Origin of the sequence: Pseudomonas sp. W17 (assembly GCF_040268305.1) — a bacterium.
In the GTDB taxonomy this organism is placed as follows: Bacteria; Pseudomonadota; Gammaproteobacteria; order Pseudomonadales; family Pseudomonadaceae; genus Aquipseudomonas; species Aquipseudomonas protegens.
Genome location: NZ_CP158490.1, coordinates 2,366,964 through 2,379,940 on the forward strand (window position 1 = coordinate 2,366,964; position 12,977 = coordinate 2,379,940).

A 12,977-nucleotide genomic window follows, 5' to 3' on the forward strand; every position below is an offset into this window, starting at 1 on the left:
GTTATGCCGGGTTCCCTGGCCAATCGACTTGTGCATCCAGTAAGGCCATGAAAGCCCGCGCAGCGTTCGAAAGTGTCCGTTCGGTATGCAGGATATAGCCTAGCTGGCGGTGCAGCTGTATGCCCGGTAAAGGAATGCGCGCCACCTGGTCGTCGAGCATGGTGCGTGGCAGCACGCTCCAGGCCAGGCCGATGGACACCATCATCTTTATAGTTTCCAGATAGTTAGTACTCATGGCGATGTTCGGCGTCAGGCCCTGGGCTTCAAACAGGCGTTGGACAATATGGTGGGTAAAGGTATTGCCGCCGGGGAAAACCGCGGGATGCAGGGCAATGTCCGCCAGGCTCACCTGGCCGCTGCTGACCAGCGGGTGTTCCGGCGCGGCGACGAAGTCCAGCGGGTCGTCCCAGACCGCAGTGGCCTTGATCAGGGAGTGGGGCTCGGGGGCCAGGGTGATCACTGCCAGTTCGGCGCGGCCATGGAGGATTTCCTCGTAGGCCACTTCGGAGTCGAGGAACTGGATGTCCAGGGCCACTTGCGGGTAGCGCCGGGTGAAGGCCCGCAGCAATGGCGGCAGGCGGTGCAGGCCAATGTGATGGCTGGTGGCCAGGGTCAGGCGGCCACTGACTTCGCCGGTGAGGTTGGTCAGGGCGCGGCGGGTGTCATCCAGCACATTGATGATCTGGTAGGCCCGGGGTAGCAGGGCACGCCCGGCCTCGGTCAGGCCGATCTCCCGCCCCAGGCGGTCGAACAGCCGCACGTTGAGTTGCTGCTCCAGGCCGGCGATGCGTTTGCTGATGGCTGGCTGGGTCAGGTGCAGGCGTTCGCCGGCGCCGGAAAAGCTGCCGGTCTCGGCGATGGCTATAAAGGCGTTGAGGTTGGCCAGGTCCATAGCTGCATTCCAGTTGGTTATCCAAAGCATGAAAAATATGAATTTGAGTTATTTAATCTAACGCCATAGGATCGGCCTCACAAGCCAAAGGGTTATTGATCGGCGCACGATCGGAGCCCGGGGCATAGAAACAAGCTGATGAGGAATGGTCCGATGGCCGGCAAGACGCTCTACGACAAGCTCTGGGATTCGCATTTGGTCAAGCAGCGCGACGATGGTTCGGCGCTGATCTATATCGATCGTCACATCATCCACGAAGTGACCTCGCCGCAAGCCTTCGAAGGCCTGCGTCTGGCCGGGCGCAAGCCATGGCGCATCGATGCCAACATCGCCACCCCGGACCACAACGTACCGACCACGCCGGAGCGCAAGGGCGGGATCGAAGCGATCGCCGACCAGGTTTCCCGCCTCCAGGTGCAGACCCTCGACGACAACTGCGATGAATACGGCATTGTCGAATTCAAGATGAACGACGTGCGCCAGGGCATCGTCCACGTGATCGGCCCGGAGCAGGGCGCCACCTTGCCGGGCATGACCGTGGTCTGTGGTGACTCCCACACCTCGACCCACGGTGCTTTCGGCGCCCTGGCCCATGGCATCGGCACCTCCGAGGTGGAGCACGTCCTTGCCACCCAGTGCCTGGTGGCCAAGAAAATGAAGAACATGCTGGTGCGTGTGGAAGGCACCTTGCCTTTCGGCGTGACCGCCAAGGACATCGTCCTGGCCGTGATCGGCAAGATCGGCACCGCCGGCGGTAACGGCCATGCCATCGAGTTCGCCGGTAGCGCGATTCGCGAGCTGTCCGTCGAAGGCCGCATGACCATCTGCAACATGTCCATCGAAGCCGGTGCCCGTGTCGGCCTGGTGGCGGCGGACGAAAAGACCGTGGCATACGTCAAGGGACGTCCGTTCGCCCCCAAGGGCGCCGAATGGGACTTGGCCGTCGAGGCCTGGAAGGACCTGGTGTCCGATGCCGACGCCAAGTTCGATACCGTGGTCGAGCTCGATGCCGCACAGATCAAGCCGCAGGTCAGCTGGGGCACGTCCCCGGAAATGGTCCTGGCGGTGGATCAGAACGTACCGGACCCGGCCAAGGAAATGGATCTGGTCAAGCGCGATTCCATCGTCCGCGCCTTGAAGTACATGGGCTTGAGCGCCAACCAGGCGATCACCGACATTCAGTTGGACCGCGTCTTCATCGGCTCCTGCACCAACTCGCGGATCGAAGACTTGCGCGCCGCCGCGGTCATCGCCAAGGGCCGCAAAGTGGCTTCCACCATCAAGCAGGCGATCGTGGTGCCGGGCTCGGGCCTGGTCAAGGCGCAGGCCGAATCGGAAGGCCTGGACAAGATCTTCCTCGAAGCCGGTTTCGAATGGCGTGAGCCGGGCTGCTCGATGTGCCTGGCGATGAACCCGGACCGCCTGGAGTCCGGCGAGCATTGCGCCTCGACCTCGAACCGTAACTTCGAAGGGCGCCAGGGTGCCGGTGGGCGTACCCACCTGGTCAGCCCGGCCATGGCCGCCGCCGCCGCTGTCAGCGGTCGTTTCGTCGACGTCCGTGAATTGATCTAAGGAGCGCAGCATGAAAGCTTTCACTCAGCACAATGGTTTGGTCGCGCCTCTGGATCGTGCCAACGTCGACACCGACCAGATCATCCCCAAGCAGTTTCTCAAGTCGATCAAGCGCACCGGTTTTGGCCCCAACCTGTTCGACGAGTGGCGCTACCTGGACGTGGGCCAGCCCTACCAGGACAACTCCAAGCGCCCGTTGAACAAGGATTTCGTGCTCAACGCCGAGCGTTACCAGGGTGCCAGCGTGTTGCTGGCCCGGGAGAACTTCGGTTGCGGCTCCAGCCGCGAGCACGCGCCGTGGGCCCTGGAGGAGTACGGTTTTCGCAGCATCATCGCGCCCAGCTACGCCGACATCTTCTTCAACAACAGCTTCAAGAACGGCTTGCTGCCGATCATCCTGAGCGACGCTGAAGTCGACGAGCTGTTCCAGCAGGTCGAGGCTACTCCGGGCTACCAATTGCGCATCGACCTCCAAGCGCAGACCGTGACCCGCCCCGACGGCAAGGTGCTGAAGTTCGAGATCGATGCCTTCCGCAAGCATTGCCTGCTCAACGGTCTGGACGACATCGGCCTGACCCTGCAGGACGGCGACGCCATCGCCGCCTTCGAGGCCAAGCATCGCGCCAGCCAGCCCTGGCTGTTCCGCGACGCCTGATTGCCTGATCGACGGCAAGCCGACCCCTACGGATGGCGTTGTAGGAGCTGGCTTGCCAGCGAACGCCGTTTCCCTTGCCCAAAAGGATCGCCCCATGACCAGCAACGCCCACAGCCAGGTAGTACAGAAGCAATTTGGCGAGCAGGCTTCGGCCTACCTGAGCAGCACCGTGCACGCTCAGGGTGCCGAATTCGCCTTGCTGCAGGCCGAGGTGGCAGGCAAGGGCACAGCCCGGCTCCTGGACCTGGGCTGCGGTGCCGGCCACGTCAGCTTTCATGTCGCGCCGCAGGTCAGGGAAGTGGTGGCCTACGACCTCTCCCAGCAGATGCTGGATGTGGTGGCAGGGGCGGCGCAGGAGCGCGGGCTGGGTAACATCCGCACCGTACTGGGCGCCGCCGAGCGCCTGCCGTTCGCCGATGGCGAGTTCGACTTCGTCTTCAGCCGTTACTCGGCCCACCATTGGAGCGACCTGGGCCTGGCCCTGCGGGAAGTGCGCCGGGTACTGAAGCCGGGCGGCGTGGCGGCGTTCATCGATGTCTTGTCGCCGGGCAGTCCGCTGCTGGACACTTACCTGCAAAGCGTCGAAGTGCTGCGCGATACCAGCCATGTGCGCGATTATTCGGCGGGTGAATGGCTGCGCCAGGTCAGCGAGGCCGGCCTGCACACCCGCAGTGCCAGCCGCCAGCGCCTGCGCCTGGAGTACAGCTCCTGGGTCGAGCGCATGCGCACTCCCGAGCCGTTGCGGGTGGCGATCCGCCAGTTGCAGCAGGCAATGGGTAACGAAGTGCGTGAATATTTTGAGATTGAGGCCGATGGTTCGTTCAGTACAGATGTACTGGTGCTGTGGGCCGAGCGATAGACTTTTTCCGGGTACGCCTGCGGGCGTGCCGACTGAGCAAACGAGGAACGCATGAGCAAGCAGATTCTGATTCTCCCCGGTGACGGTATTGGCCCGGAAATCATGGCCGAGGCGGTCAAGGTCCTGGAATTGGCCAACGACAAGTACAGCCTGGGCTTCGAGCTGAGCCACGACGTGATCGGCGGTGCGGCCATCGACAAGCACGGTGTGCCCCTGGCCGATGAGACCCTGGATCGTGCCCGTGCCGCCGATGCGGTGCTGCTGGGCGCCGTGGGCGGCCCGAAGTGGGACAAGATCGAGCGTGACATCCGCCCTGAGCGCGGCCTGCTGAAGATTCGTGCGCAACTGGGCCTGTTCGGCAACCTGCGTCCGGCGATCCTCTACCCGCAATTGGCCGATGCTTCGAGCCTGAAACCGGAAATCGTCTCCGGCCTGGACATCCTCATCGTTCGCGAGCTGACCGGTGGCATCTACTTCGGCGCGCCACGGGGCACCCGCGAACTGGAAAACGGCGAACGCCAGTCCTACGACACCCTGCCGTACAGCGAGAGTGAAATCCGCCGTATTGCCCGGGTCGGCTTCGACATGGCCCGCGTGCGCGGCAAGAAGCTGTGCTCGGTGGACAAGGCCAACGTCCTGGCGTCCAGCCAACTGTGGCGTGAAGTGGTCGAGCAAGTGGCCAAGGACTACCCGGATGTCGAGTTGAGCCACATGTATGTGGACAACGCCGCCATGCAACTGGTGCGTGCGCCGAAGCAGTTCGATGTGATCGTCACCGACAACATGTTCGGCGATATTCTTTCCGACGAAGCCTCGATGCTCACCGGTTCCATCGGCATGCTGCCGTCGGCGTCCCTGGACGCCAACAACAAGGGCATGTACGAGCCATGCCACGGTTCGGCGCCGGACATCGCCGGGCAGGGCATTGCCAACCCGCTGGCGACCATCCTCTCGGTGTCGATGATGTTGCGCTACAGCTTCAACCTGACCGAGGCCGCGGACGCCATCGAGCAGGCCGTGAGCCGGGTCCTGGACCAGGGTTTGCGCACCGGCGACATCTGGTCGGCCGGTTGCACCAAAGTCGGTACGCAGGAAATGGGCGATGCAGTAGTCGCCGCGCTGCGGAATCTGTAATCTTTCGGGCCCACTGCACAGACAGTGGCCCACTTTTGTATAGGTGTAGTTGCGATGAAACGTGTAGGTCTGATCGGTTGGCGCGGTATGGTCGGTTCCGTGCTCATGCAGCGGATGCTGGAAGAGCAGGACTTCGATCTTATTGAACCGGTGTTTTTCACCACTTCCAATGTCGGTGGCCAGGGGCCGTCGGTGGGCAAGGATATTGCTCCGCTGAAGGACGCCTACAGCATTGAAGAGTTGAAAACCCTCGACGTGATTCTGACCTGCCAGGGTGGCGACTACACCAGCGAAGTCTTCCCCAAGCTGCGCGAAGCGGGCTGGCAGGGCTACTGGATCGATGCCGCATCCAGCCTGCGCATGGAAGATGACGCGGTGATCATCCTCGATCCGGTGAACCGCAAGGTCATTGACCAGCAGCTGGATGCGGGCACCAAGAACTACATCGGCGGTAACTGCACCGTCAGCCTGATGCTGATGGGCCTGGGCGGCCTGTTCGAAGCCGGCCTGGTGGAGTGGATGAGCGCCATGACCTATCAGGCCGCCTCCGGCGCCGGCGCGCAGAACATGCGCGAGCTGATCAAGCAGATGGGCGCCACCCACGCTGCCGTCGCTGATGAACTGGCCAACCCGGCCAGTGCCATCCTCGACATCGATCGCAAGGTGGCCGAGGCCATGCGCAGCGATGCCTACCCGACCGAGAACTTCGGCGTGCCGCTGGCCGGTAGCCTGATTCCATGGATCGACAAGGAGCTGCCCAACGGCCAGAGCCGTGAAGAGTGGAAGGCCCAGGCCGAGACCAACAAGATCCTCGGTCGCTTCAAGAGCCCGATCCCGGTGGACGGCATCTGCGTGCGCATCGGCGCCATGCGCTGCCACAGCCAGGCGCTGACCATCAAGCTCAACAAGGATGTGCCGATCGCCGATATCGAAGGGCTGATCAGCCAGCACAACCCTTGGGTCAAGCTGGTGCCGAACCAGCGTGATATCAGCATGCAGGAGCTGAGCCCGACCAAGGTCACCGGCACCCTGAACATTCCGGTGGGCCGCCTGCGCAAGCTGAACATGGGCTCGCAGTTCCTGGGCGCCTTCACTGTCGGCGACCAGTTGCTGTGGGGGGCGGCCGAGCCGCTGCGCCGCATGCTGCGGATCCTGCTGGAGCGTTGATTCTCTGAGCGCTTGAAACAGCCCGCCCCTTGCACAAGGCGCGGGCTTTTTCATGCCCACCGCAGAGTGGGCTTGCCCGCGAAGAGTGCTTCGTTCCAGCCACAGCTCTCCCCGCGAATTGCCTCGCCACCCCGTGCCGGGTAAAGTGCCGCTCCCCCCGTTTCGCCTGAGGTAGCCCCATGACTCCTTCCCTTGATATTGCCGTGATCGGTGCCACCGGTACTGTCGGCGAAACCCTGGTGCAGATTCTGGAAGAACGTGACTTCCCCGTTGCCAACCTGCACCTGCTGGCCAGTAGCGAGTCGGCCGGTCATTCGGTGCCGTTCCGCGGCAAGAACGTGCGGGTGCGTGAAGTCGACGAGTTCGATTTCAGCAAGGTCCAGCTGGCGTTCTTCGCGGCCGGCCCGGCGGTGACCCTGAGTTTTGCCCCGCGTGCCACGGCGGCCAACTGTGCGGTGATCGATCTCTCCGGTGCCTTGCCTTCGGCCCAGGCGCCCAATGTCGTTCCCGAAGCCAATGCCCAGGTGCTGGCCGGCTTGAAAAAACCATTGCAACTGAGCAGCCCGAGCGCTTCGGCTACCGCCCTGGCCGTGGCGCTGGCGCCGTTGCAAGGCTTGCTGGACATCCAGCGGGTCAGCCTGGCCGCCAGCCTGGCGATCTCCAGCCAGGGTCGTGAGGCCGTCAGCGAACTGGCCCGGCAGACGGCCGAACTGTTGAATGTGCGCCCCATGGAGCCACGCTTTTTCGATCGGCAAGTGGCCTTCAACCTGCTGGCCCAGGTCGGCACTCCAGACGCCCAGGGCCATACCCTGTTGGAAAAGCGCCTGGTCCGGGAGTTGCGCGAGGTGCTGGGGCAGCCTTTATTAAAGATTTCTGTCACTTGCATTCAAGCGCCGGTATTTTTTGGCGATAGCTATAGCGTGACTCTGCAGTCAGGCAGCGCCGTTGACCTGGCGGCAGTCAATGCGGCGCTGGAAGCGGCCCCCGGCCTGGAGCTGGTGGAGGCGGGCGACTATCCGACTGCCGTGGGTGACGCCGTGGGCCAGGATGTTGTCTATGTGGGGCGGGTTCGTTCCGGGGTCGACGACCCGACGGAACTGAATCTGTGGCTGACCTCGGATAACGTACGCAAAGGTGCGGCCTTGAACGCTGTGCAGCTGGCTGAATTGTTGATAAAAGACCTGCTGTAAAAGATACTTGGCAACAATTTGCAGAATGAATCTAGCCGGGCGCTATGCTTGGCAAGTTGCTGGAGGTGAGTGGCCGTCAGGTGCTCCCGGGGCATGCAAGAAATAATCGCGCGTCGTGGTCGTTGATGGTCCCGCGCAATGCCTGTTGGCAGCCGCTACAAAACCTTCTCGCTGGCCGAGGAATGTTCAAACAAAGGATGAGGCTATGGTTCAAGTTCGCAAACTGGTGTTAGCAATAGCGGCCGCCTCGGCGCTGTCCTCCGGTATGGCGCAGGCGCTTGGGCTTGGGGAGCTGACCCTGAAGTCGAGTCTGAACCAGCCTCTGGTAGCAGAAATCGAATTGCTCGATGTCAAGGACCTCACTGCCGCCGAGGTAGTGCCCAGCCTTGCGCCGGCAGAAGAGTTCGCCAAGGCCGGCGTTGATCGCCAGGCCTTTCTCAACGACCTGCGTTTCACTCCGATTCTCAATCCCGGCGGCAAGAGTGTGCTGCGGGTGACCTCGAGCCAGCCGCTGTCGGAGCCGATGGTCAAGTTCCTGGTGCAGGTGATGTGGCCCAACGGCCGCCTGCTGCGCGACTACAGTGTGCTGCTGGACCCTTCGAAATTCTCCCCGCAGGCCGCCGCCGCTGCGCAGAGCGCGCCAGTGGGCGCCCCGGCGGTGAGTGCCCCGGTCACCCGCGCCAACAAGTCCGGCAAGCCGGAGCAGTACACCACCTCGGCCCGTGACACCTTGTGGGAAATCGCCGCCAAGAACCGCAACGGTGCCTCTATCCAGCAGACCATGCTGGCGATCCAGGCGCTGAACCCGGATGCCTTTATCGATGGCAACATCAATCGGCTGAAGACCGGCAAGGTGCTGCGCCTGCCCGATGTGGTACAGAGCACCGCGCTGCCGCAGCCCAAGGCAATTGCTGAAGTGGCGGCGCAGAATGCTGCCTGGCGCCAGGGCCGCCGTGTCGGTGCCCGTGGCCAGCAGCAGGTGGACGCGACTCGTCGCGCCGGTGCCGACAAGGCGCCCAAGCAGGTCAACACCAAGGACAACCTGAGCCTGGTGTCCGCTGAAAACGGCAAGACCCGGGGCAAGGGCGCAGCCGGCGATGCCAAGGCGCTGAACAACAAGCTGGCGGTGACTCAGGAAAGCCTCGACGCAACCCGTCGTGACAACGCCGAGCTCAAGGAGCGCATGGCGGACCTGCAAAGCCAGCTGGACAAGCTGCAGCGCCTGATCGAATTGAAGAACAACCAGTTGGCCAAGATGCAGGCCGAGGGCGCAGGTACTGCGGTACCTAGTGCCCAGCCAGCTCCGGCAATGCCAGCTGAGTTGGTGGCCAAGCCCGAAGCGCCAGCCCCAGTGGTGGCGCCAGCGGCCCCGGCCGGCGAGCCGGCTGCCAAGCCTGCTGAGGATGCCGTTCCCGCCAAGAGCGACGAAGATAAATACTCCGATCTGCTGACCAACCCGATCCTGCTGGGGCTGGTGGGTGGTGGTGCGGTATTGGCCTTGTTGCTGCTGTTGCTGTTGCTGGCTCGTCGCCGCAAGGCTCAGCAGGAAGCGGAGAAGCACTTGCGCATGGCGCGGGCACTGTCGGAGGAGAGCGATTTCACCGAGGAAATGGACCTGCCGGAAAGCAGCTTCGAAGGCCTTGAGGTTCCAGCCCCAAGCGTCAATCTCGCTCCAGCTCCAGCTCCAGCTCCAGCTCCGGTGGCGGCGCCCGCTCCGGTAGCCCCGGTCGAGCGGGCCGCCGATGTGCTGGGTCAGGCTCAGAATCACATCGATGCCGGCCGCCTGAACCAGGCCGCGGCGATTCTCGAAGAAGCGGTCAAGTTGGAGCCGCAACGCAGTGATCTGCGCCTAAAGCTGATGGAGGTCTACGCGCATCAGGGTGACCGCAGTGCCTTTGTCGCCCAGGAACGGCAGTTGGTGGCCAATGGCGATAACCACGCTCAGGTCGAGCAACTGAAAAGTCGCTTCCCGGCAATGGTTGCGGTAGCGGCGGCAGCTGGCCTGGCCACTGCGGCCGTGGCAGCGGAGCTGGATGCCGAGTACGTCAAGGAACTGCTGCAGGACGAGCCGCCAGCGCCTGAACCGGCTGCTCCGGTAGAAGGCCTGGATGCGGATTTTGACCTGAGCCTGGATGACCTGGAGGCGGCTTCGCCGGCAGTGCTCACCCCTGAACCTGAAACCGAGCTGGAAGACTTCCCGCTGGATGACGACCTGAGCTTTGGCTCGGTGCTCGAGCAGCAGCTTGCTCCCGAGGAAAACCTGGACGACCTGGGTGATTTCGATCTGGACCTGGGGGCTGATCTACCGGCAGCGAAGCCGAGCGATGAAGATTTCCTGCTGAGCCTGGACGACGACCTCAAGGACCTGCCGGCAGGCGACGTGCCTACCGTCACCGACCCGGCCCTGGACGACCTGGACCTGTCGGCGGACTTCGATCTGTCCCTGGCCGATGAGCTGGATGCTGGCGCGGACTCCAAGGACGCTTTCACTTCCGAGCTGGATGATGTCAACGCTGAACTGGATCGTCTGAGCCAGAGCCTTGATCAGCCGGAGCCGGCGATCCCCAGATTCACTGCCGAGGATGCCGCTGCAGCGCCTGATGAGGCGGACTTCGACTTCCTCTCCGGCAGCGATGAGGTGGCCACCAAGCTCGATCTGGCCCAGGCCTATATCGATATGGGGGATAACGACGGTGCGCGGGACATCCTCGGTGAGGTGCTGAGCGAAGGTAACGAAGGGCAGAAGAGCGAAGCCCAGGAGATGTTGGGGCGACTGGCCTGAAGCAACCTGATGCTTGAACAGAACGGCAGCCGATGAGGCTGCCGTTTTTGTTGGTGGCGCTGCGGTGGCGGTGAGGCTCAGGCCAGCAGGTCTTCGTAAAAGGCACCGAAGGGCCGGGTAGGGTGGGCGATCTGGATTTCCAGGATCCACAGACCCACTTGCGGGCAGGCGGCGAAATCTCCCAGGTCCCCGGCGCGGTAGATGGCGTGGGGAAAGTCGCTGACCCGGTGGCCCTTGATATCCAGATTGAGCACCCAGCCCATGGCTCGGGCCTGTTCCTGTGCATAGCGATAGAGTTCAGGGCCAGCCACCTGGTGGCTCTGCCAGTGGTCGTGGACCTGGTCGAACAGGCTTTTCGCCGCGGCGGCACAGGCATGCATTTCAGCGTCGTCGCCGACCACGAACGTCGCCCCGCAATCACCTTCATGGCGATCCCAGACCACGCCCAGGTCGATGAAGAACAGATCGTTTTCCTGGAGTAGCGGATCGCCATCGGAGCGTTGCTTAAAGGTTTTCAGGGTATTGGCGCCAAAGCGGATCAGCAGCGGATGCCAGATTCGCTCCATACCCATCTCCCGCAGGACTTGCAGGCCCATTTCCCTGGCGGAGGATTCCTGCATGCCCGGCTTGACCTGCCGGGCGATCTGCCCGATGGCCTCCCAGGTCATGCGCTTGGCATGGAGCATGCCCTCCAGGCTGTAGGCCAGGCCTACGGCTTCTTTGCTGGTTGCGATCATTCATCGGCTCTCGATCAGGGGGGGGCTTTGTTGTTTTCGATATATAAAAAACTATATAGCGTTTGCCTGGGGGCGGATGCAATCGCCCTGTGGGTGGCTGTGTGGCTGATCAATCTGCAAACAAAGCCCGACAGCCCGTGGCGTCTGTTGTCTGCGGCCCTATAATGAGCGCCTTTGCGCATATCAGCAGGCTGTAAGTTCTTGGCAAATATAGATAACCCGGCCGCCGAAATGGCAGCCGAAGGCTTTTCCCGAATCGCTCTGGGTGTGGAATACAAGGGCTCGCGCTACCGCGGCTGGCAGCGTCAGGCCTCCGGTGTGCCCAGTGTCCAGGAAACCCTGGAGAAGGCCCTGTCCCGGGTCGCGGATTCTCCGGTGGTGGTGTCCTGTGCCGGACGCACCGATGCCGGGGTGCATGCCTGCGGGCAGGTGGTGCATTTCGATACTCAGGCCGTGCGTTCGATGAAGGCCTGGGTGATGGGGGCCAATATCAATTTGCCCCACGACATCAGCGTCAGCTGGGCCAAGGAGATGCCCGCGCATTTTCACGCACGGTTCAAGGCGATCGCCCGGCGTTACCGTTATGTGATCTACAACGATCAGATCCGTCCAGCCCATCTCAACGAAGAAATCACCTGGAACCACCGGCCGCTGGATATCGAGCGCATGGCCCAGGCTGCCGCGTTCCTGGTGGGCACCCATGATTTCAGCGCGTTCCGGGCCGGGCAGTGCCAGGCCAAGTCGCCGATCAAGGAGATCCATCACCTTCGGGTCACTCGGCACGGCAAGATGATCGTCCTGGATATTCGTGCCAGCGCCTTCCTGCATCACATGGTGCGCAACATCGCCGGGGTGCTGATGACCATCGGTGCCGGCGAGCGGCCGGTGGAGTGGGCGCGAGAAGTGCTGGAAAGCCGGATCCGGCGTACCGGCGGCGTCACCGCCCATCCTTTTGGCCTGTACCTGGTGCAGGTCGAATACAAGGACGAGTTCCAGTTGCCCGAGCGATACATCGGGCCACATTTCCTCAGCGGATTCTCGGAACTTGACGGCTGACGCCCGGAAAAGCATTTGCTACCATCCGGGACTTTCCGGATTTGCCCCCGAGGTTCATGACATGCCAGCTGTTCGCAGCAAGATCTGCGGGATTACCCGCATAGAAGATGCGTTGGCAGCAGTGGCGGCGGGGGCCGATGCCATCGGCCTGGTGTTCTATGCCAAGAGCCCGCGGGCGGTGAATGTGCAGCAGGCGCGGGCAATCATCGCCGCCTTGCCGCCGTTCGTGACCAGCGTCGGCCTCTTCGTCAATGCCAGTCGTTGCGAGCTGGGGGAGATCCTCGACGCCGTACCGCTGGACTTGCTGCAGTTTCATGGCGATGAGTCGGCGGCTGATTGCGAGGGCTATCACCGGCCCTATATCAAGGCGTTGCGGGTCAAGGCCGGGGATGACATCGCGGCGGCCTGCCTGGCCTATCCGCGGGCCAGCGGGATTCTGCTGGATACCTATGTCGAAGGCGTGCCGGGTGGAACCGGCGAGGCGTTCGACTGGTCCCTGGTTCCTCAGGGGCTGAGCAAGCCGATCATTCTTGCCGGTGGCCTCACGCCAGATAACGTGGTGGCAGCCATCGCCCGGGTGCGCCCGTATGCGGTGGATGTCAGCGGCGGGGTGGAGCAGGGCAAGGGCATCAAGGACCCGGCAAAGATTCAGGCATTTATGCAGGCAGTGCGTCGCAGCAACGAGTCGATGTGACGGCTGGCAGTCTGCCGCCGTCCATAACACCACTGTACAAAACAGGCAGGCGTCGCCTTCAGGCGGGGTCGGAATCGAGTGGCAACCGCTCTGGAGCGGGTTGTCGGGATGGCTGAGGAAAGGTTCGTTGCAGGCAGGTCGAGCCCGGTGCTGACCGCGGCAGCGAACTGATCATCGCCGCACACATGAATTTAGCTCAAGGGCATACGCGGGGCTGCGAACCAGAGCGTTCGGGCCGC

At 62.8% G+C, this 12,977-nt stretch carries 11 protein-coding genes; 9 read left to right on the forward strand and 2 right to left on the reverse strand.

Features of this window, described 5'->3' with window-relative positions; translation table 11 throughout:
• Position 1: 1 nt before the first annotated feature.
• Complete coding sequence (locus ABCR88_RS10945; protein WP_350404531.1) at positions 2 to 892, reverse strand: LysR family transcriptional regulator; 891 nt, start codon at positions 890 to 892, stop codon at positions 2 to 4.
• A gap of 153 nt (positions 893 to 1,045) precedes the next feature.
• On the opposite strand from ABCR88_RS10945, the gene leuC reads away from it, so the two are divergent.
• The 7 genes from leuC (at position 1,046) to ABCR88_RS10980 (ending at position 10,251) form a co-directional block, all read left to right on the forward strand.
• Entirely contained in the window at positions 1,046 to 2,464 is a 1,419-nt protein-coding gene (gene leuC / locus ABCR88_RS10950) for a 3-isopropylmalate dehydratase large subunit (protein WP_015634895.1), read from the forward strand.
• Between the two features lie 10 nt (positions 2,465 to 2,474).
• Positions 2,475 to 3,119, forward strand: coding sequence for a 3-isopropylmalate dehydratase small subunit (gene leuD / locus ABCR88_RS10955; RefSeq protein WP_011060376.1), 645 nt, complete (start codon positions 2,475 to 2,477; stop codon positions 3,117 to 3,119).
• Between the two features lie 94 nt (positions 3,120 to 3,213).
• Positions 3,214 to 3,978 carry a class I SAM-dependent methyltransferase gene (locus ABCR88_RS10960; RefSeq protein ID WP_350404532.1) on the forward strand — a complete coding sequence of 255 codons (765 nt, stop codon included), beginning with the start codon at positions 3,214 to 3,216 and terminating at the stop codon, positions 3,976 to 3,978.
• Positions 3,979 to 4,029: 51 nt separating this feature from the next.
• Entirely contained in the window at positions 4,030 to 5,112 is a 1,083-nt protein-coding gene (gene leuB / locus ABCR88_RS10965) for a 3-isopropylmalate dehydrogenase (RefSeq protein ID WP_011060378.1), read from the forward strand.
• A gap of 54 nt (positions 5,113 to 5,166) precedes the next feature.
• On the forward strand, positions 5,167 to 6,279 hold the full coding sequence (gene asd / locus ABCR88_RS10970) for an aspartate-semialdehyde dehydrogenase (protein WP_015634899.1): 1,113 nt from the start codon (positions 5,167 to 5,169) through the stop codon (positions 6,277 to 6,279).
• A gap of 179 nt (positions 6,280 to 6,458) precedes the next feature.
• Complete coding sequence (locus ABCR88_RS10975; protein ID WP_015634900.1) at positions 6,459 to 7,469, forward strand: aspartate-semialdehyde dehydrogenase; 1,011 nt, start codon at positions 6,459 to 6,461, stop codon at positions 7,467 to 7,469.
• 205 nt (positions 7,470 to 7,674) lie between these two features.
• Positions 7,675 to 10,251 carry a FimV/HubP family polar landmark protein gene (locus tag ABCR88_RS10980; protein ID WP_350404533.1) on the forward strand — a complete coding sequence of 859 codons (2,577 nt, stop codon included), beginning with the start codon at positions 7,675 to 7,677 and terminating at the stop codon, positions 10,249 to 10,251.
• Between the two features lie 77 nt (positions 10,252 to 10,328).
• Here ABCR88_RS10980 and ABCR88_RS10985 read toward each other — a convergent pair whose 3' ends face one another.
• The gene (locus ABCR88_RS10985) at positions 10,329 to 10,988 is read right to left on the reverse strand and encodes a M24 family metallopeptidase (protein WP_350023839.1); all 660 of its coding nucleotides are present in this window, start codon (positions 10,986 to 10,988) and stop codon (positions 10,329 to 10,331) included.
• A 231-nt stretch (positions 10,989 to 11,219) separates the two neighbouring features.
• Between ABCR88_RS10985 and truA the strand changes: the two genes are divergently transcribed.
• Both truA and ABCR88_RS10995 read left to right on the forward strand, forming a co-directional pair.
• Entirely contained in the window at positions 11,220 to 12,044 is an 825-nt protein-coding gene (gene truA / locus ABCR88_RS10990) for a tRNA pseudouridine(38-40) synthase TruA (protein WP_011060382.1), read from the forward strand.
• A gap of 61 nt (positions 12,045 to 12,105) precedes the next feature.
• Entirely contained in the window at positions 12,106 to 12,738 is a 633-nt protein-coding gene (locus ABCR88_RS10995) for a phosphoribosylanthranilate isomerase (RefSeq protein ID WP_350404534.1), read from the forward strand.
• The last annotated feature ends 239 nt before the right edge of the window (positions 12,739 to 12,977 follow it).

Excerpts from the sequence above, each read along its gene's own strand:
- ABCR88_RS10945 (WP_350404531.1), bottom strand. The coding sequence starts at position 892 with ATGGACCTGGCCAACCTCAACGCCTTTATAGCCATCGCCGAGACCGGC.
- leuC (WP_015634895.1), top strand. The coding sequence starts at position 1,046 with ATGGCCGGCAAGACGCTCTACGACAAGCTCTGGGATTCGCATTTGGTC.
- leuD (WP_011060376.1), top strand. The coding sequence starts at position 2,475 with ATGAAAGCTTTCACTCAGCACAATGGTTTGGTCGCGCCTCTGGATCGT.
- ABCR88_RS10960 (WP_350404532.1), top strand. The coding sequence starts at position 3,214 with ATGACCAGCAACGCCCACAGCCAGGTAGTACAGAAGCAATTTGGCGAG.
- leuB (WP_011060378.1), top strand. The coding sequence starts at position 4,030 with ATGAGCAAGCAGATTCTGATTCTCCCCGGTGACGGTATTGGCCCGGAA.
- asd (WP_015634899.1), top strand. The coding sequence starts at position 5,167 with ATGAAACGTGTAGGTCTGATCGGTTGGCGCGGTATGGTCGGTTCCGTG.
- ABCR88_RS10975 (WP_015634900.1), top strand. The coding sequence starts at position 6,459 with ATGACTCCTTCCCTTGATATTGCCGTGATCGGTGCCACCGGTACTGTC.
- ABCR88_RS10980 (WP_350404533.1), top strand. The coding sequence starts at position 7,675 with ATGGTTCAAGTTCGCAAACTGGTGTTAGCAATAGCGGCCGCCTCGGCG.
- ABCR88_RS10985 (WP_350023839.1), bottom strand. The coding sequence starts at position 10,988 with ATGATCGCAACCAGCAAAGAAGCCGTAGGCCTGGCCTACAGCCTGGAG.
- truA (WP_011060382.1), top strand. The coding sequence starts at position 11,220 with ATGGCAGCCGAAGGCTTTTCCCGAATCGCTCTGGGTGTGGAATACAAG.
- ABCR88_RS10995 (WP_350404534.1), top strand. The coding sequence starts at position 12,106 with ATGCCAGCTGTTCGCAGCAAGATCTGCGGGATTACCCGCATAGAAGAT.